Source organism: Glutamicibacter sp., from assembly GCF_032154645.1.
Taxonomy (GTDB): domain Bacteria; phylum Actinomycetota; class Actinomycetes; order Actinomycetales; family Micrococcaceae; genus Glutamicibacter.
Genome location: NZ_JALDXV010000011.1, coordinates 75,493 through 94,243, shown reverse-complemented (window position 1 = coordinate 94,243; position 18,751 = coordinate 75,493). Strand labels below are relative to the sequence as shown.

16 protein-coding genes are annotated in these 18,751 nt (G+C 60.4%); 2 read left to right on the top strand and 14 right to left on the bottom strand.

From position 1 onward, the window contains the following. Window positions 1–36 precede the first annotated feature (36 nt). The 5 genes from RUH64_RS10885 to RUH64_RS10865 form a co-directional block, all read right to left on the bottom strand. Entirely contained in the window at window positions 37–969 is a 933-nt protein-coding gene (locus RUH64_RS10885) for a protein phosphatase 2C domain-containing protein (RefSeq protein ID WP_313813329.1), read from the bottom strand. Continuing rightward, window positions 969–2,180: an adenylate/guanylate cyclase domain-containing protein gene (locus RUH64_RS10880; protein WP_313813328.1), complete on the bottom strand. Its 1,212-nt coding sequence runs from the start codon at window positions 2,178–2,180 to the stop codon at window positions 969–971. Before RUH64_RS10880 ends, RUH64_RS10885 begins: the two co-directional genes overlap by 1 nt. Beyond that, the gene (locus RUH64_RS10875) at window positions 2,177–2,725 is read right to left on the bottom strand and encodes a hypothetical protein (protein WP_313813327.1); all 549 of its coding nucleotides are present in this window, start codon (window positions 2,723–2,725) and stop codon (window positions 2,177–2,179) included. Before RUH64_RS10875 ends, RUH64_RS10880 begins: the two co-directional genes overlap by 4 nt. Window positions 2,726–2,813: 88 nt before the next feature. Continuing rightward, complete coding sequence (locus RUH64_RS10870; RefSeq protein ID WP_313813326.1) at window positions 2,814–3,680, bottom strand: biotin--[acetyl-CoA-carboxylase] ligase; 867 nt, start codon at window positions 3,678–3,680, stop codon at window positions 2,814–2,816. Window positions 3,681–3,720: 40 nt separating this feature from the next. Then, entirely contained in the window at window positions 3,721–4,578 is an 858-nt protein-coding gene (locus tag RUH64_RS10865; protein ID WP_313813323.1) for an NAD(P)-dependent oxidoreductase, read from the bottom strand. A 195-nt stretch (window positions 4,579–4,773) separates the two neighbouring features. On the opposite strand from RUH64_RS10865, the gene RUH64_RS10860 reads away from it, so the two are divergent. Together RUH64_RS10860 and RUH64_RS10855 are read left to right on the top strand one after the other, a co-directional pair. Further along, entirely contained in the window at window positions 4,774–6,384 is a 1,611-nt protein-coding gene (locus RUH64_RS10860; RefSeq protein ID WP_313813321.1) for an acyl-CoA carboxylase subunit beta, read from the top strand. A gap of 44 nt (window positions 6,385–6,428) precedes the next feature. Continuing rightward, window positions 6,429–6,650, top strand: coding sequence for an acyl-CoA carboxylase subunit epsilon (locus tag RUH64_RS10855; protein ID WP_313813319.1), 222 nt, complete (start codon window positions 6,429–6,431; stop codon window positions 6,648–6,650). Between the two features lie 213 nt (window positions 6,651–6,863). Here the strand turns inward: RUH64_RS10855 and RUH64_RS10850 are convergent, their stop codons facing one another. From RUH64_RS10850 to RUH64_RS10810, 9 genes are all read right to left on the bottom strand, one after another. Continuing rightward, the gene (locus RUH64_RS10850; RefSeq protein ID WP_313813317.1) at window positions 6,864–8,651 is read right to left on the bottom strand and encodes an ABC transporter permease subunit; all 1,788 of its coding nucleotides are present in this window, start codon (window positions 8,649–8,651) and stop codon (window positions 6,864–6,866) included. Window positions 8,652–8,668: 17 nt separating this feature from the next. Then, window positions 8,669–10,192 carry an ABC transporter substrate-binding protein gene (locus RUH64_RS10845; protein WP_313813315.1) on the bottom strand — a complete coding sequence of 508 codons (1,524 nt, stop codon included), beginning with the start codon at window positions 10,190–10,192 and terminating at the stop codon, window positions 8,669–8,671. A 2-nt stretch (window positions 10,193–10,194) separates the two neighbouring features. Then, window positions 10,195–10,908 carry an ATP-binding cassette domain-containing protein gene (locus RUH64_RS10840; RefSeq protein ID WP_313813313.1) on the bottom strand — a complete coding sequence of 238 codons (714 nt, stop codon included), beginning with the start codon at window positions 10,906–10,908 and terminating at the stop codon, window positions 10,195–10,197. Window positions 10,909–10,934: 26 nt separating this feature from the next. Beyond that, window positions 10,935–11,600 carry an ATP-binding cassette domain-containing protein gene (locus RUH64_RS10835; protein ID WP_313813311.1) on the bottom strand — a complete coding sequence of 222 codons (666 nt, stop codon included), beginning with the start codon at window positions 11,598–11,600 and terminating at the stop codon, window positions 10,935–10,937. A 746-nt stretch (window positions 11,601–12,346) separates the two neighbouring features. After that, window positions 12,347–13,048 carry a hypothetical protein gene (locus tag RUH64_RS10830; RefSeq protein WP_313813349.1) on the bottom strand — a complete coding sequence of 234 codons (702 nt, stop codon included), beginning with the start codon at window positions 13,046–13,048 and terminating at the stop codon, window positions 12,347–12,349. Between the two features lie 37 nt (window positions 13,049–13,085). Then, window positions 13,086–14,630: a serine/threonine-protein kinase gene (locus RUH64_RS10825; RefSeq protein WP_313813309.1), complete on the bottom strand. Its 1,545-nt coding sequence runs from the start codon at window positions 14,628–14,630 to the stop codon at window positions 13,086–13,088. Continuing rightward, entirely contained in the window at window positions 14,627–16,312 is a 1,686-nt protein-coding gene (locus tag RUH64_RS10820; RefSeq protein ID WP_313813307.1) for an FHA domain-containing protein, read from the bottom strand. The genes RUH64_RS10825 and RUH64_RS10820 overlap by 4 nt, the downstream gene beginning before the upstream one ends. Continuing rightward, entirely contained in the window at window positions 16,309–17,124 is an 816-nt protein-coding gene (locus RUH64_RS10815) for a protein phosphatase 2C domain-containing protein (RefSeq protein ID WP_313813305.1), read from the bottom strand. The genes RUH64_RS10820 and RUH64_RS10815 overlap by 4 nt, the downstream gene beginning before the upstream one ends. Further along, window positions 17,121–18,749, bottom strand: a complete 1,629-nt coding sequence (locus RUH64_RS10810; RefSeq protein ID WP_313813304.1) for an RDD family protein — start codon at window positions 18,747–18,749, stop codon at window positions 17,121–17,123. The genes RUH64_RS10815 and RUH64_RS10810 overlap by 4 nt, the downstream gene beginning before the upstream one ends. Window positions 18,750–18,751 lie beyond the last annotated feature (2 nt).

The window sequence follows — 18,751 nt, the reverse complement described above, 5'->3', positions numbered from 1 at the left end:
CTAATTGTGCCCCACGCGCCCTACAGATTCGGCGCTTTATTCCGTGGTGTCAGGTTCGAGTACGTCGATGACTATCACCGCAATATTGTCGCGGCCGCCGGCTTCCAGTGCAGCGGCGGTCAGCACCTGCGCCGCCTTGTCCCGATCCTTGTAATTGTTCAGGATGTTTTCAAGGACGTCTTCGGTCAATTCGCCGCTCAGTCCGTCAGAGCACAGCAGGTAGCGGTCGGAAATGCGCGGCTGCAAGACGGTGATATCCGGTTGGCTTTCGGCGCCCGCTCCGAGCGCCCGGGTGATCAGGTTGCGGTGCGGGTGGTTGCGCGCTTCCTGCTCGGTGATCTGCCCTGCATCCACCATTTCCTGCACCGCGGAATGGTCGCGGGTCAGCTGCTGGAGCACCCCGTCGCGCAGGCGGTAGCCGCGGGAGTCCCCCACATTGACCAGGGCCAGGCTCGGCACCTCTTCGATGACCGGAAGCTGCGCGGTGGACGCCGCCTTGAGGTCGCGATGCGCCTGAAGCATCTCGGGGGTGATTTTTGCAATGACGTCGGTATTGCGTTCGAGCCTGAAGTTCTGGGTCCACGGCGGGATCGCCACCGGGGCGGTCACCGCGTCACGGCCCTTGCTGGTGGCCCTGATCATCACCAGTGCGCACAGGGTGGTGCCGCCGCGGGATTCCAGGGCTTCGCGGATGCGGTCGTCGGCCAGCTGTACCTGGCGCTGCACATCCGGCACGGCAGGCAGTTTGCGCACCGAGGTCTTGTTCGCGAAGGTGCACATCTCTTCCATGGTTTCCACCGCGAGCTGGCTGGCCACCTCGCCGGCTTCGTGACCTCCCATGCCGTCGGCCACGGCGTAGATGATCTTGCTCAGCAGGATCCGGTCCTGGTTGTCGGCGCGTTTGCGCCCGACGTCCGTATACCCGGCCGCCGCCAATTCGAACGGGACCGGTTGCAACGACGTATTCATCAATCAATCACCAATCCCGCACCTACACCAGCAGAGAGTTCATAGGGCTGAATGTCTCCGAAACCTCGCACTGCGGTGATCTCTTGGGCGGTCAGCACGAACCGAGTATCGTTCTTCAGCGTATTGGCGGTCACCGCATCGGTCAACACGGTGCCCGGTTGCGCCAGCGAGGTCAGCCGGGCCGCCATATTCACCGTCGGACCATAAATATCGCCAAGTCTAGAGAGCAAACGACCCCAGACTACGGCACCACGGGTCTGTGGCAGCAACTCATCTGCCTCGAACTCGCGGGAGAGCGAGAGGGCGATCTGGGCACCGGCCTGAGGGGTCTCCGCCACGTACAGAACCTCGTCGCCGATGGTCTTCACCAGACGCCCACCGCCCACCGAAATGATCTCCGCACTCTTTGACTCAAAGCGCTGCACCATCTGGGCCAGGGTGCGTTCGTTCATCCGTCGGGACAGCGAGGTGTAGGACACCAGGTCGGCAAAGCCGACGGCACGGGCCAGCGGCAGCGGGGTGTCATCGTCCCCGCCGCTGCCGTGGGTGTAGGCGGCGACGCCTGCCTCCGCGCGCAGCGCCATGCGGTGCACCGCCGAGTTCAACTGGCGTCGCCAGGAGTAGAGCAGCAAGTCCTCGATCTGCGGGATCAGGTCTGGAAGCATGTCGAAGAGCTGGCGGCGCGCCTGACGGTCGGACATGTTCTGGTTGGCGATCATGTCTTCCACCAGCGCTTCGATCTGCCAGACCACCATGCGGTCGGTCATCTGGCCCACGGAGCGCATCAGCGAGATGGCGGTTTCCTCGGTGAGCTTTCCGTCGCGCACCATGCCGACCATGGTGGCCAGCGCTTCTTCGTCGCGCTTGGTGAAGAACACCTCGTCGTCGCTCAGCTCGGGGAAGCCCATGGCGCGCCACAGCTTGCGGGCCGAGTGCAGGGACACCCCCGCCTGCGCGGCGACTTCGCGGCGGCGGAACTCGCGCTGCCCGCCGATCAGCCGGCGTTCCAGTGCGGCGACGGTGTCGCGCACTTCTTCGGGGGTGTGGGCAGGGACCTGCAGCGGCCCCTCCATGGCCTGGGCTAGCTCACGGATGGGGTCGGCTTCCTCTGCGGCACTGGGTGCCGGGGCGTGTTCACGGGCCTGGTGGGCAGCGGCGGCGGCGGACTGCGGGGAGTCGGCTCGCGTCGAATTGTTATTCTCGGTGCTCATTGCCCCATGCCTTCACTGTTGGATGCCTCGGCTTGCGCCGGAATACGCGCATTGCGCAGGTTCGTCATTGCCTCAATGGCCAGCGTTCTAAAGTAGGGAACCGAGGGGATATGTGAGAGGCGCACATAACCGTGGCTCAGGACGATATCCAGCGTCCCTGCCCGCGTCATCGAATTCTGCTTCTTGGTGTAGGCGATCAAATCCCTAATGGAAAACAACCCCACCGACTGCAGTTTGCCGGGGTTCAACGAGGAACGGAAGAGGATGCGTTCGGTGGTCAACACGATGCGGCTGCGCATCCAACGGACCCAGGGGGTAACGCACCAGATCGCCACGAGCACCGCGTAGAGGATCACGCTCACCAGCTGCCAGAGCTCGGCATTTTCCGAAAGCCATGATGACAGGTCGTTGCGGGAGAGATAGCCAAGGACGAAGGAGCACATCACGGTGAGCAGCAGCAGGGCGATGAACGGCTGAAAAAGCACCCGGGAGTGCTCGCGCGTCGAAACAATGACACGCTCTTTTTCATGCAGAGGCACCTTCATCTTCTACTTCCTCGCCCCTCCTGCCGTGCTATGCCATGAATATCCAGTCCCTCCTAATACTAGTCCCGGCCCCTGAGCCGCACTTTGATTAGGCGTACTTTCCGTCGGCGCGCCGCACGTGGTGTACATCGCCGGCAAGCACACGATGCTCGGTGCCGGCGGCGTCGCGGACCAGCAGTGCGCCGTCTGATTCCAAGGTCTTTGCTACACCTTCAAGCTGGCTCCCATCTGGGAATTCGACGCGAACATCGACGTTGAGCGTTGCCAGCTGTGTGCTGACAAGTTGGCTCAGGGATTGCGAACCGTAGTTGACCAGCGCCGCGGCGGCATCGCCGGATACTTCGCGGAAAGCGATATCCAGTGCGGTGAAATGACGCAGGTAGCTTCCGAGCAGGGCGGCGCGGGACACGGCTGCTCCGTTGGCAAGTTTCAGCGACGTTGCAGTGTCCACTGGAATTTCGCTGCGGTCCTGATCCACGTTCATCCCGGTGCCGACCACCACGCCGAAACCCTGCGGTGTGCCGACCAACTGGGCCAGAATGCCGCAGATCTTCTTATCCCCCGCGAGCACATCGTTGGGCCATTTGATGCGTGCGGCCACGGTGGTGTGTTCGCCTACCGCCTGGCACCAGGCAAGGGCCGCGAGCATGGTGTACCAGGACAACGACTCGGTGGGCATGGACTTCCCCGGAAGCGCCAGCACGCTGACCGTCAGTGCGGAGCACTGCGGGGTCAGCCAGGTGCGTCCCAGACGCCCCTTGCCGTGCTGCTGGAATTCGGTGAAATAGACGCTGCGGTCCCCCGCTTCTCCGCTTTGCGCAAGGTTTGCCAGCTCGGTATTGGTGGATTCGGAAGTTTCCTTGATGTGGATTGTTCCAAGTCCCAACTCGGCTGCCAGGGCAGTGAATTCTTCAGGCTTCAGAGCCGCCCGGGCATCGGTGTTTTGCGCATTCATATTTCAAGCCTATGACACCCCGATGCCCGGAACCCGCCCTTTAAAGGAAGATGTCTTCCACCAGTGGAATCTGCGGGTTGATCGCATACTTGCCGAGGTCTTTCACGCCTGCAAGTTCAAGGACCTGCCCGTCGGTGAAGAAATTGCCGCTGACGTTCTGCGGGTTGCTGGAGAGGATCGCCATGGCCGCGTCGGCCACTACCTGAGCACTGCGCGCTCCCTGGATCATTTTCATACCGCCGGGCAGATTGCGAATGGCGGCGGTATCGATCAGGGTTTCGGGCCACAGCGAGTTCACGCCGACACCCTCATCCTTGAGCTCTTCGGCCAAACCGAGGGTGGTCAGCGACATCCCGTACTTGGCCATGGTGTAGCCCAGGTGCATCCCGGCCCACTTGGGGTCCAGATTCAGCGGCGGCGACAGGGTCAGGATGTGGGCGTGCTCGGAATTGCGAAGGTGCGGCAGTGCCGTCTTGGAGAGCAGGAAGGTGCCGCGTACGTTGATGTCCTGCATCAGGTCGTAGCGCTTCATGTCCAGTGCATCGGTCTTAGCTAGGTTGATCGCCGAGGCGTTGTTCACCACGATGTCGATGCCGCCGAAGGTCTGCACCGCGTGGTCAACGGCGCGCTGCACGTCTTCATCAACGCGTACATCGCCGACAACCGCCGACGCTTGGCCGCCGGCTGCAATGATCTGATCCACGGCGGTGTGAATGGTTCCTTCAAGGGTTGGGTGCGGGGTATCAGTCTTGGACAAAAGCACCACATTGGCCCCGGCTTTGCCTGCAGCGGTGGCGATGGCAAGGCCGATACCGCGGCTGCCGCCGCTCATCAAGATGGTGCGTCCTGCCAGACGCGCGGCATCTGGGGCGATTTGATTGCGCAATACTTCAGTCATGTGACTTAGGTTACTAGAAGCGGGGCAACTAAGCTACTCACAAGTAACTTATTCTGGCGTCGGCCACCCGTTGAAAACACGCATTTTGTATGATTCCTACAAACAGACTGGCTGTTTTCCCAGTTAGACTGACTTAGATGGCATTTTTCTTGTGTCATTCCTACACATAGACAACTATCCAAGGGAGTCGAAGGCATGACGCAGGGCCGCACCGAGGCAGAGCAGCAGATCGACCTGTCCACCACAGCGGGCAAGCTGGCTGAGTTCCGCCGCCGTCAGAAACTCTCCGAGGCACCCAGCGGCCAAGAAGCCATTGAGAAGCAGCATGCCCGCGGCAAGCACACCGCCCGCGAACGCATTGAGATGCTCATGGACGAAGGCTCGTTCGTCGAGTTCGACGCGCTGGCCGTGCACCGCTCCTCGGCCTTCGGCATGGAGAAGAAGAAGCCGCTGGGCGATGGCCTGGTCTCCGGCTACGGCACCGTCGACGGCCGACTCGTTGCCGTGTACTCCCAGGATTTCACCGTCTACGGAGGTTCTCTCTCTCAGGTCAATGGCGAGAAGATTGTCAAGGTCCAGGAATTCGCACTGCGCAACGGCTGCCCAGTGGTCGGCATCCTGGACGGCGGCGGCGCCCGCATCCAGGAAGGCGTTGCATCGCTGGCAATGTTCGCGGACATCTTCCGCAACAATGTCCACGCCTCGGGCGTAGTTCCGCAGATCTCCCTGATCATGGGGCCCAGCGCCGGCGGTGCGGCCTACTCCCCTGCGCTGACCGACTACGTCATCATGGTCGACAAGACCAGCCACATGTTCATCACCGGTCCGGACGTCATCAAGACCGTGACCGGCGAAGAGATCGACATGGAAACCCTAGGCGGTGCGCGCCAGCACAACACCAACACCGGCACCGCCACTTATCTGGCCTCCGATGAAGAAGACGCGGTCGAATTCTGCAAGGAACTGCTCGACTTCCTTCCTTCCTCCAACCTTTCTGACTCGATTCCTGCAGAGTTCGACGAAGAGCTGGAGATTACCGAGGAAGACCTCAAGCTCGACACCCTGATTCCAGACTCCGCCAACCAGCCATATGACATGCGCGCGGTCATCGAATCCATCGTGGACGACGAGCACTTCTTCGAAATGCAGTCGCTATACGCGCCAAACGTTTTGATCGGCTACGCCCGCATCGAGGGCCGCACCGTGGGCATCGTCGCCAACCAGCCGATGCAGTTCGCCGGCACCTTAGACATCGCGGCCTCGGAAAAGGCTGCACGCTTTGTACGCAACTGCGACGCTTTCAACATCCCGATCGTCACCCTGGTGGACGTGCCTGGCTTCCTGCCGGGCAAGGATCAGGAGTTCCAGGGCATCATCCGCCGTGGTGCAAAGCTGCTCTACGCCTACGCCGAAGCCACCGTGCCGAAGCTGACGGTGATCACCCGCAAGGCCTACGGCGGAGCCTACATCGTCATGGGTTCGAAGAAGCTCGGCGCAGACCTGAACCTTGCATGGCCTACCGCGCAGATCGGCGTGATGGGTGCCCAGGGTGCAGTGAACATCCTCTACCGCCGCGACCTCGCCGCAGTGGAGGCCGAGGGCGGCGACGTCGAGGCCCGCCGCAAGCAGATCATCGACGACTACGAGGCTGAACTGCTCAACCCATACCAGGCTGCAGAGCTGGGCTACGTCGACGCGGTCATCGCCCCGAGCGACACCCGGCTGCAGCTGGTCCGCGGCCTGCGCGCCCTGCGTGAAAAGCATGCAACCCTGCCTCCGAAGAAGCACGGCAACATTCCGCTGTAAGCACTCGTTCCGTAGTTCTTCCCAATCACGCACAAGGAGACCGCATGACTCAGCAAGCAGCATCCATCGATGCAGCGCAGATCTGCATCGCCAAGGGCAATCCAACAGCCGAGGAGCTCGCCGCGCTCACGGCACTGATCTCTGCCATGGGCAATGCACGCAGCGACGAGAAGGCAACCGTTGCAGCACCTAAGCGAATGGCACGCGCGCGCCGCCGCCGCGCGCTGACCACCCCGCGCCTGTCGTGGAACCTTGGGCGCCGCTAGGCCGCTTAGACCCTGAGCAATAACAAATGACCGGTGCGCCTGCTTCCTCTAAAAGCAGACGCACCGGTCATTTGTTTGTTGGACGGCTTAGAACTGCGGCGAACTTTGGTCGCGCAACGGCTCGGGAGCATGGAAGACAGGAACCATCTGGGACAATATGTCCCTTGATGCCGCAACTCGGAATACATTGCCGGCTACGGTTTGACACCCAATTTAGATGACTCCGCCAGGGACGCTTACCTCAGTATCTTCCTTTACCATCATGGAAGCTCGCACGGTTTGCCTTCGGAGACCTGCCAAGGCCACAGCAAATACCGAAGTGAGTATGAGCGCTAGTGCCGGCGCGACTGTAGTCCAAGGGGCACGTTCAACGTAACCGATTCCTTCAGAGAGCAGCAATCCCCACTCAGGCATCGGAGGTTGCGCCCCGAGGCCCAAAAATCCAAGCGCGGCAAGTGCCAGCGCAACACCCGGTAATCGAAGCATCCCATGTCTCAGCAGCGCGGGGATTGCCGCTGGGAGCACGTGCCGTGACCAGATCTCAAACTTTGACGCCCCAGCGAGTGGCAACCAGCGAATATGCGGCATGGCTCGAACTTCGTCAATGAGTGTAACAGCGTGGGCTGTCAGCGGGGGCCATGTCACCCAAAGTACAGCGAGTGCGGCTCCTCCCGCCGATGGCCCCATCAAAGCTGCGATGATCACCCCGGCAAGGATTGGGGGTGTGGCATTGGCAATTTCAGCCGGCCCTCGTGATAATTCACCAAACACCGCTAGGATCAATCCCACCAAAATTGCGCAAAGAACGATGAGGAATGCCGGAGTGAGCGTACCAATAGTTCCGTGTGCGACCCTTGCCAGTAAGTCTCGGCCGCTTGAATCAGCTCCGAACGGCAGGTCAAAGCTGGGCGGTGACAGTCGTGGATAAGCTATCGTATATGGATCTCGCGGTAAACCAAAAGCAAGAATCGCCAGCAGCCCGGCGCAGGTAATCGCGACGGTCCATCGCGCTACGCGTGCGTCGTTACGCGCTTCAGGAGGAGACGGCAACGTTCCTGGTTGTAGTGCGCCGCCGCGCAACAGGTGACGAGCGATGCTTGTTGCCACACCAATGAAGACTGCGGCCAACGCCATCAACAACACGCCCGCTTGGAGTGCGGGAATGTCCTGGGCATTTGCGGCTCCTAGAAGATACCGACCAAGGCCAGGAATCGCAAAAACTTGCTCAACAGCCACCGCACCACCGAGCAACCCAATGACTACGAGACCCAGCTGATCAATGGATGCGGCAGCCGCCCGGCGGAATATGCCTCCGAGGATAGTCCGGCTCGGGGCATCAGCTAGACGCCACACGTTAACCCAGGGTTCTTCCGCCACGCCAGAAATTGCGTCAGCGAGGAGTCTTCCAAGCAGGCCTCCTGCCGGAATCCCCAGTGCGAGCGCCGGTAGGATCGCGGTATTTATGCCAGTCCATCCGTAGGGTGGTAGCCACTGCAACTGCACTGCTATCACTACCAGCAAGGCACTAGCCAGTAAGAACTCCGGTAAAGCTGTCAGCGCGACGCCTACGGGACCTGAGCCGCGTTGCGGTTGATCACGCAATACTCGCACAACTGCTGGAAGGATCAACGCACTGGCAATTACTAGCGCCACAAGAATTGCAAACCCAGTAAGAGTGATCGAAACACCCAGTGCCTTCCATACACCGGGACCAATTTCTCCACCACTCACCCATGAGTTTCCCAAGTGACCATGCAACACGCCCTGCCACCAACGCAAACTTGTCGCAAATGGGCCTCCGTCAAGGCCAAGTTCTGCTCGGATTGATGCTAATACCTGTTCAGTAGGTTCAAGTTCTGCATAGCGAGCCCTCAACACGGCTACTGCTGGGTCGTTCCGAGAGAGCCAAGGCAGGGCGCCGGCCACGACGAGCAGCACCACCGCAGACAGTATGCGAGAGGCAAGGCCGAGGGCATGGTTGTGTCGCACCGCGGACCTCATTTCTTTTTAGTAGGCGGCTAGTGGGCGTCGATGTGGGTGTCCCTGGTAATTAGCAAGCGCTCTCTGGAATCTCTCGCGGCGTGGTGCAGTGCGGATGATTCGCCTTGGATGACGCGTTCATGCAGCAAGGGGATCGCCGCATCGGCGCCAAGGATTCGGGCTTCGACACGCATGATGGCTTTCTGGCGGTCCTCGCCTGCTTCGGTTTCCGAAGCTGTGGCGATTGCCTGGTCTACTTCCGGTGTGCACAATTGCGCGATAGAGAATCCTCCGCCACAGGTGAAATCAGAGGCTAGATATGCAACCGGATCGCCTGAGTCGAGGACCGTGGCGCGAGAGAGAATGAATGCGTCGAATTTTCCGTCAAGAGCGTCGGCCTCAATGTATTGGTATTCGCGTACATCCTGCTGAACCTCGAATCCTGCCGTTTCGAGTTGCTGTTCGAGGATAACGGCAACTTCTGGTAGCTCGGCACGGTCTGTGAAGGTTCCAAGAGTAATCTTCACACCATCAACTTTGGCAGGTTCATTACGGCTCGCGAGTAATTTGGTGTACTCAGGATCGTCGCGAAGTCCGGCAGCATAGGGCAAGGCCGGTCCAAGCAATCCCTGAGCAATGTCTGCACGTCCTTCATATACTGATTCAACGATGGCCGCGCGGTCAATTGCTTCTCGTGCCGCTGCGCGCACCGCCGGATCAGCGAAAGGCCCAGATTCAGTATTAAGATACAAAGTGTTTGTTCGTGGCATCGGAACTTCAGTGAGTAGGTTCTGATCTATCGAGGCCGCCTGACCAGCAGGAATTGCTTCGACTACATCTGCTTCGTTTGTACGTAGGGCCGCGGCGCGAGCGGTTCCATCAGGTACGAACCGTACATCGATACCTGTGGAGAGTGCAGGTTCGCCCCAATACTCGTCATAGCGATCGAGCGTTGCTCCACTGATGCCATCAACGTTGACGATTTTGAATGGACCGGTGCCTGTACCGACTGGAGTGACTCCATTGCTGGAATAGGCACTGTCATCGAAGATAGCGAGCTGTGGACTCGACAATCGGTGTGGTAGCAAAGGGTCTGACTCACCCGTGGTAATAATAATGGTGTTGTTGTTTTCGACTACAACTGTGAGGTTGACGCCGTCGAGGATGCGCGGCACGGGGCTTGCATCGCTCGCATGTTGCAGCGAGTTCACGACTGAATCTACGGTCATCGATTCGCCATTATGGAAGGTCACACCTTGGCGAATTTGGAATCGCCAAGACGTTTCATCGATCCTTTCCCACTCAGTTGCCAGTCCTGGCAGTGCTTCTCCAGCCTCGTCAAGGGTCACGAGCGTCTCCGCTGCAGACCAACGTGACAGTTTGAAAGCGTCATCGCTGAGCGGACTGAGCCCCGAACGAGGTGGCTGCATGTGTGCCACCGAAATTCGGTTATCCGTGCCTGCGTGCGAGCTTTCATCTGCTGAGAAGCAACCAGAAAGTACAAGTGTGCTGGCGAACGCCAGCGTAAGAAGGACGGATGTTTTGGGATGCAAGTGTGACATATTCAGTGGTTTCCATATTCTGCTGTATTAAACGACGAAGTTTGGCTCGGCGGCGACAAAGCAATTTGTCGAGTGCAGCGTTGCGCTAGGTCAGGGTCGTGGGTCACCAAAAGTAGTCCGAGTCCGGCCTTTGCACTGACGGTAAGCAATTCGTTCGCGACGGAATTCGCGGTCGCATGGTCTAGCGCGCTGGTAGGTTCATCAGCAACGACTATGGATGGTCGCACGGCTAGCGCGCGGGCAATAGCGGCACGCTGCGCCTGTCCGCCAGAAAGTTGCGCTGGACGACGATTGAGGAGGCCGAGGTCGAAATGCGCTAACTGTGCGGCCTGTTCGATAAGATCATCTGACGAAGAAACGGCTGATAAGTTGGACAAGGCTTGTAACCGATTGATGGCAAGAGTGATAGAGCGTCGGATGCTCCATGTCGGCACAAACGAAGCGGCCGGATCCTGCGGGACTCCTTGCACCAGTTTGCGCAAATGAGCCGACGGACCACGTGTTGGTGAATTCCAGGTATTACCTAGTACACGCACCTGCCCGGTAGTGGGAGTCCTAAGCCCCAGCATAATCTCGGCGAGAGTCGTTTTCCCGGAACCAGAAGCACCAACAACTGCAATGGTTTCTCCAGCACGCAAGGAAAAGCCTGTTTCGGCGAGTACTTGCCTCTGGCGTTTTCCCTGCACACGGGTTGCCGTAATTGCTGAAACTTCCAAGAGCGGTGGCGTATTCGCATTTAGAGTCATATCTTCTGCTCGTGGCTTTCCAAAGGAATTTGACTAATGCGTCCTGCTTCGATCCGAAGATGCCTCGTGGCTAGTAAGTTCGCAACTCTTGGGTCGTGTGTGACTACAACCAGAGTTTGCTCGTCGGTAATTACGTGTTTAAGCAGCTTTGTAGTTTGTTCCCTTGACGCATGATCCAATGCGCTGGTCGGTTCATCGGCCAAGATGAGCGGGGCTCTAGTGAGCGTGGCCAAAGCTATCGCCGCCCGCTGTACCTGCCCGCCGGAGAGTTCGGCAGGTCGTCGACGCCACAGTAAAGGGTCGTTAAGCCCAACAGATACCAGTGCATCTTGAACTTCAATATTGGACCGGCACGAGACTCTACGTAATTGTTTGTCCAATGGCACCAACGGATGAAACGCGTCTAGACCTCGTTGCGGAACGACCCCTATGCGCGAGAAATTTGCGCCCCGCTCCCCCTGAAACCTTAGACCGTTCGCCCAACGTCCTGTCATCGTCGCAAGCAACAAGGACTTGCCACTACCGGAAGGACCTGTAATCACGATCCTTTCGCCCGGAAAGAGTTCAAGACTGTCGATCTCGAGAAGCAAGCGTCGATTTCCGACGGCATCAACACATGCGTTTCTCAGAACAATGACCGGTCGGATAGATACTAAACTCATAATGAGAATCATTATCAACAAAGATTTCAGGGAAATGCAAATCATTGCTTGGCCGGGAGACTCGTCGTACTTGGTCCCAAATTTCGCGAAGTCGTCCGTGACCGAACCTAGTACTCGATGGCGAATACGGCCCAGCGGAAGCTACTATCCGCTTTGTTCTTGGAGAAAGCGTTATTTCGACAGGGAAATTTCCCCTATCGCTGGACGGCTTCGCCAAGTACAGAGTATAAAGCGAAAAACCGGAGAATTGACTTGTCACAAGTCCCTTCGCCGAGGAAATGATAGCAAGTCAATTCGTGTCATCCGGTCAGCTAGGTTCCGCATGTGGCCCGGTACTTTTCAAGATTGCATGGAGCTGACTACCCCTGCCTCTCTGAGCGAGAGTTTCCACGAAACCAAAACATGGATCGTCAGCTCAATCAATAAATCAATGGAGCAAAATGAGCGAATATCCCGAAACGTGAGGTCACCTTATTTCAGTAGACAAGAGCGCCCGCTGCCATGCGCCATACCACCTAGGCAAATCTGACTGTTGCGGTAGCTTCTTCAATAATCGTCTTCCGAGCGGTCGGGGTAAATACATCCGAAAATCGAACCGCTGTTTCCCTTGGAGCGGGTCATTCTTTATTCGGAACTTGGGAGGCCAAGCAGAAGTATCTGTGTTGTGCTCTCATAAAAATTGCGCCCACTGGCGCGGGACTACATACTAAAAGTATCCATACCGGTCCCACCAAACGTTCGGCAATTTAGAACTGCGATAGATCCTGATCAAGCATCGGCAGATCAGCGCGCGTGACGAGGTGCGAGCTCACCGCGTGCTCCACCAGGCGTGCCTTGCGGTTGCTGGCGAGCTTGCCCGGTCCGCCGCGCAGACCGGCGATGCCGTTCTTATCCAGCTTGTCGCAGACGTTGTCGAGCTTGCGATTGAACTTGGTGATGCCCCAGCCCAATCGTTCTGCAGCGGCGGCGCTGGAAGGAATGGCGCTCAGCCCGGTGCCGTCGCGGCGCAGCATCGGTTCGGCCAAGGCCACCACCAGGGCACGCTGGCTTTCGGTGAGCAGCACCGGTCCAATGGTGGTCGCACCGTCCGGATCGGCAACGAACTGCTCCTGGCGGAAGGCGGGCTGGGAGATGTGAATGGCAAACTCGTAGGTGGTCGGGCCAGCAGTGAAGACCACCGAGGTGCGGCTGAACACCAGCGGGATCCTGCCTCCGGGAGACAGCCACGCCTGCAATCCACCGGTTTTATCGGCGATGGTAGCCGTCAGTCGAGCACCGACATTCGACAGCCACCACAGCCCCTCATGCCGAGACACCGTGAGGAACTGGCGGTGCAGGTAGGGATTGTCGTCAATGTCCAGGTCCCCTTCGCGGCCTACCGTGAAGACCTGAGCTTCGGACACCGGGAAGTACTCACCGCAATATTCAATTTTGACGATATCCGGCATATGCTCACTCATTTTTTCCTCACCAATTCCACTCATTTCAGCTCTTTGCACAGTGACTTGCCGGTTCCGAAACCTGACCGTTGGCGCGAACTACCTTGACCTCAATGCACGTTTCGCCATCTGCCTTGGGAACACTGACCTCGGTCTTATCAGTCCTGTTGATGTCTCCGGTCTTCGTGGCTGTCACCGTTGACCACTGGTAGAAATCCCCCTTGGCCGGCTCGGGATTCTTCCAGCTGAAGCTGATCTTATCCCCGTCATCTGCGGTGCTGAACCCACCCACCGGTTTGACGCTGGCCCCGACCACCGCATCCGCCGGAGCACCCGACGTAATCAGCGGCCCGTTCGGCGTCGCCTCTTTTTCCGGCGCCCCAAGGAGGTTCACCGACACGGCCACGGCAACGATGACGCAGACCGCTGCGATGGCAAGTATCAAGATCTTGGGCAGGCGCTTGCGTACCACCGGCACCACCGGATCGCGCTGTTGCGCATCCGGATCGGGAACCTGCTGGTCGTCGCGCAGCGGGGCGCTGCGGAATCTAGGCTGCGTGGCCTCCGGCACCACTGCCTCGGCCTGATCGTCAAAGATTGCCCGCTGGCCGGGGACCCGAGAGATCAGCGGATCGTGCCCCAAGGGAAGCTGCGCGTCGTCGATGGAAACCACCCGGCGGACACGGGTGGCCTCCCCCTCGGATTCTTCCCCGTCCTCGACGCTGACCTCTTCAAGAATTTCGAAGGGTGTTACCGAGAGCCCAAGATCTGCTTGGATGCGCTGCAGCGACTTGGCTAGCTGCGCTGCAGAGGCAAACCGGCTCTCGGGAACCTTGGCCATGGACACAGCGAGCGCCTGATTCAGCGCTTCGGGGACATCGTGGCGTTCCAGGTGCGGCAGTTGAGCATCCAAGATCCTTTGGATCAGGGTGGCTTGAGAGTTGTCCTGCCCCGGCTGCACGAACGGCGAATGACCTGCCAGCACCGTGTACAGGGTGGCGCCCAGCGAGTACACATCCATGGACACGCTTGCCTGGTGCCCGGAGGTGAATGCCTCGGGTGCCGACCAGGGGACCGACAATCCAGCCACGTCGGCGCCCTGGACCCCGGAGATGCCGAAATCGGTCAGCGCTGGTCGGTTGTAGTCGGTGGTCAGCACGTTCGCTGGTTTGATGTCGCGGTGGATGATGCCCGCCTGGTGGGCGGTTTCCACGGCAGAGCACAGCTGCACACCCAGTGCCAGAGCCTCGGCAACGCTGAGCACGCTCTTGCGGTAGCGGGCATCCAAACCAGGCCTGGAGCAGTACTCCATGGCCAGGTAGGAGCGGGCGTCATCGGTGATTTCAGCCTGGTAGATGGTAACGATGTACGGGTGGGTGGACAGCGTCGCCATGAGGTTCGCTTCGGCTTCGAAGCGCTCGCGGGCATCCTTCATCCCCATATCCGCCAGCAGTACCTTCACCGCTACCTTGCGGCGGGGTCGCTGCTGCTCGTAGAGAAAGACATCGGAGAATCCACCGGTGCCCAGCGGCTTGACGTAGCTGAAACCCTCGATGACCGGCGCTGGGGCCGGCGGGCGGTGAGTGCTCACGGAAGATCCTTAAAGCCCAGGGTGACGCCGTCGCCGAGGTCGGCCACGTCGCCGCTGAGCAGCAGCACCGATTCTTTGGTTCCAAGACGGTGCGGCGACTGGCCCTCGCGCAGCAGCACTGTGCCGTTGGTGGCGCCGAGGTCGACCAGCTCAACATGCCAGCCGTCGATCTTCACCTGAACATGTGATCGTGAAATATCGTGGTTGGGGCTGAGTACCTTCATCAGCTTGGGCTCGGTGGATCCGCCTGGTCCGCTCCAGGTTGGCTGGCGACCGATCACCACGGAACGGGTGAGCAGGTGGGTTGAACCTGGGCCCGATGACTGTTCTGTGACAAACATTCGGCCCATGGACGGCTGACGGACTTTGGTGGCTTGGCCGCTGAGCTTGACGTGGCAGGTGCGGCAGCTGGTGGCCTCCGGCGGGTTGGGGTGTCCCCCGGTGCAGACTCTCGCCAGGATCAGCTGATGCGAGGAAATGGTGCTCAGCTCGGGTGCCGCCGCTTGCGGTGGGGTCGCAGGGGTGCGCAGTACTGTGCTGTAGACGGTGTCTTCGTTGTCCACGGCATCCGGCGCGGGGGCTGCTGGGCTGGCGGGAGCCGAACGCGGTTTGATGATGGTGTCCGCGTCGTCCGGTTCCTCGGTTTGATACTGGGTGCTTGGATCATCGCGCTTGCCCAGTAGGACGCTGGCCAGCGAGATGTTCTCAGAGCTGACCGAGTTTTCATAGCTCTCAGGATCTTTGGTGTCTGCGTCGTCGGCGCCCTCGGGCTTGGCAATTTTCTTGCTCTGCGTCTGCTTCACCGATGCCGAGTCCGGTTCCCCGGCGGCAGGCACTGCCTGGGCCTCTTCAGGAATTTTGATCACTTCGGTGGCTGGTTCAGCTACCGGCTTCTGAGCCTGCGCGTCGGCCGCCACCGGTGCGGCAGCTTCTGCTTTCTTCACCGGTGCGGGGGCTGCGGCCGGGGCGGCGGACTTAGCTGGTTCCGGCTTCTTATCCGGCGCGGACGCAGCAGGCGCGGTCTCAGGCTTCTTCGCTTCGGCCTTCTTCGCTTCGGGGGCGGCTGTTGCGGCTTCAGGCTTGTTCACCGGTGCGGCGTTGGCCGCCGGACGTGCCGAGCTTGCCGACAGCTGAGTCGCCTCGGGAGCCGTGGTGCTTGGCTCGGAGGACGTTTGGGCGCGTCGGCCCTGCTGGGCGGGCTTTGCTTCGTCGGCCTCGGCCGCGCTGGATGAGTCCTCGGTTCCGAAGTGCAATGCGCCGGTGCGCACCATGCCGTGAATGATGTCGAGCGCGTGAGGATCCTGCACCGCGTTTTTCGAGTTCTCTGTGCTCAGGGACCAGGCTGAAGCGGCGGCGCACCGCTGCTCGGTCCACGTAGCGATGTCGGCGGCGCTGACCTTGTGCCTGCCCTCGGCATCGGTGTAGGTAAACTGCACCGCGCCGCGCACCATGACATGGGGAGCCTTCGTGCGGGAAACCATGGCAAAGTCAGGCATGGCGGTAATCTTCATGCCAACGGTCCCCAGCAGCGTCGAGAGCAGCTGTTCAAGACTTTCCTTGCCGTCCATGACATCCCACAGACCCTTGACGGTGTCCAAGGCGGTGTCAGGCGGCAGCACCACGACATGGTTGACGCCGACCAGTGCGTACCAGTCGCCGGGAAGGTAGCGAAGGCTGTTCATTGTCCGTCCTCTATCTTGATCTCAACGCGCTCACGCGGAACTGTAATCTCTACATCGATTGGTTCGTCGATTTCAGCGCTTGCCACATCCGCAACAATCACGCTTACATTATCGCGCCCACCCTGCGCTAATGCACAGAGCACCAACTCATCGGCCGCTTGCTGGGGGTCGAGGAAGCGGCGGAGGATCTCTTGAATCTGTTCGTCGCCCAGTTCGCTGCTCAACCCGTCGGAGCAGACCATCAACCGGTCGGTCGAGTCTATGGGGAGCATCCAGTAGTCGGGCCTGCTGTCTGCCCGCATCCCCAGTGCCCTGGTGACGACGTTGCGCTTCGGGTAGGTCGCCGCCTGCGAGACCGTGAGTTGTCCACTGTCCAGCAGCTCCTGAACTTCCGAATGGTCCACGCTGACCTGTTCCAGGATTCCTCCGGAAAGCCGGTAGGTCCGCGAATCCCCGACGTTGAAGATCAGCCACTGGGCGGCGCCAGCCACCGAGACGATCGCTGCACCGGTCAGCGTGGTTCCCGCCCGGGCGGAGCCGGCGTTGATGATCTCCTGATCGGCCCGCGCCAGCAGCTGATCCATTGACTGCGCAGTGAAGTGCCCCGAGGTGGCGGCATAGCCGTCGGCCACGACCTTCAGGCACAGCGAGCTGGCGACATCTCCTGCCTCGTGACCGCCCATGCCGTCCGCCACGGCAATCAGTGAATCCATGGCCAGCAGGCTGTCTTCATTCAATACTCGGCGCAGCCCCTTGTCGGTGGCCTGGCCGTACTTCAAGGTCGGGATGACTCCCGCGGGTAATACACTCACGAATTGCTGACCTTAAAGTAACGTTCTCCGAAGTGCACGATGCTGCCGAACACTGCAGGCGACGGGGTGCCGGCTTCCAGCTTGCGCTCGGTGCCGTCGGCGTTGAGCACGTAGGTGCCGTTGGCCGAACCCTGATCCGTAACCCAAACACCCTGCGGCCCCGCGGACACCAGAAGGTGGGTCTTGGAGACCGTGCGCTGTGGATCATCGACCACCAGAAGTTCGGCGACGTCGACACCTTGACTTGGCTGCGGGTTGCGGCCGATGAGTGCGCTGTCCTCCACGAGGATGTCTGCACCATCGTCAAAGAGCAGGTGTACTGGCACCGTAATTGCTTCGCGCAGTCGGGTTTCGCCGCCGTCCACGTCCGGGTCATAGGAGGCCTGGACGATTTCAGGGGTGCGCGGCACCGGCGCCACAACGGGAGTTGAAGCCTCCGCCGTAGCTAGCTGTTCTTCTTTTTGGGGTGCCGGTGCAGCTACCGGCTTGACGGCAGCGGGTTTGGCAGCAGCGGGCGCCGCCTTTGCTGCGGGCTGCACCTGAGGTTTCGGTTGAGCTGCAGCTTTCTCGGGTGCTGCTTCCTTGGAGGGCTTGGCCACAGCCGCTGCAGCTGCAGGCGCCGCCGCGGCGGCCGCAGGCTTGCTCACTGGCTTCGGGGTAGCCGGTGTTTTCGCGGCAGGTTTCGCAGGAGCCGGGGAAGCTGGCTTGGCAGCCGGTTTTGTTGCCGGTTTGGCTGCAGGCTGGGCGTCCTTGGCAGCGGCAGCCGGCGCCGTGGGCTTCTTGGCACCTGGAACCGAGCTGATCACTTCCGATTCTTCGGACGGTGCAGGAGCTTTCGACGCACCGGCCGACTTGGCCGCCGGGGTAGCCTGGGCCGGAGCCGACTTGGCCGCCGGAGTCTTGGACGCAGGGGCCTTGGCCGCAGGCTTCTTCCCCGCGGCGCCAGCAGGCTTGGCAGGCTTGGCAGCCTTGGCAGGCTGAGCGGCAGGGGCAGGCTTGGCGGCCTGCGGGGTGCCCAGCGGCAGGACCATGGAGTGCGCGGCATCGGCATCGTGCTCCACGGCCACGTCGCCGTCCTTGAACTCGCGTCGGCCGTTGGTGGCAGGAGGCGCAAAGCTGCTTGGTCCGTCGCTGCCGCCGGAGACCAGCGGATTGCGTCCGGCCTTGACGTCGAACACCAGGGTGCCGGCCACCTTGTCGTGCCAGCCCTGGCGCTTGCCGTTCTTGTCGAACTCATTCGAGGCGGCGACCAGGGCGGGGCCGATGACCGGGATGATGCCGCCCACGCCGATCAGCAGGCGGCGGATGATCACGCCCTTCCACCCGGGGGCATTGCCCTCCATATTGGTGGTGCGGATTTTCATCACCAAGTTGCCCACGGTCTTGCCCTGGGTGGCTTCCCACCACCAGAGGAACACCGTATAGCCCAGGCTGATCACCAGCAGCACCAAGTTGGTGGTCATCATCTGCCCGATGATCTCCGGTGCCACCGCCGCCTGGGCAGCCTTGCCCATCAGCCGAGGCAGGAAGGCCAGCCACAGGATGAACAACGGAAGCGCGTCGATCAACCACGAGAGTACTCGTTGGACGGTGGTGGCATCCACGAGTTTGAGTTGAGTTGCCATCC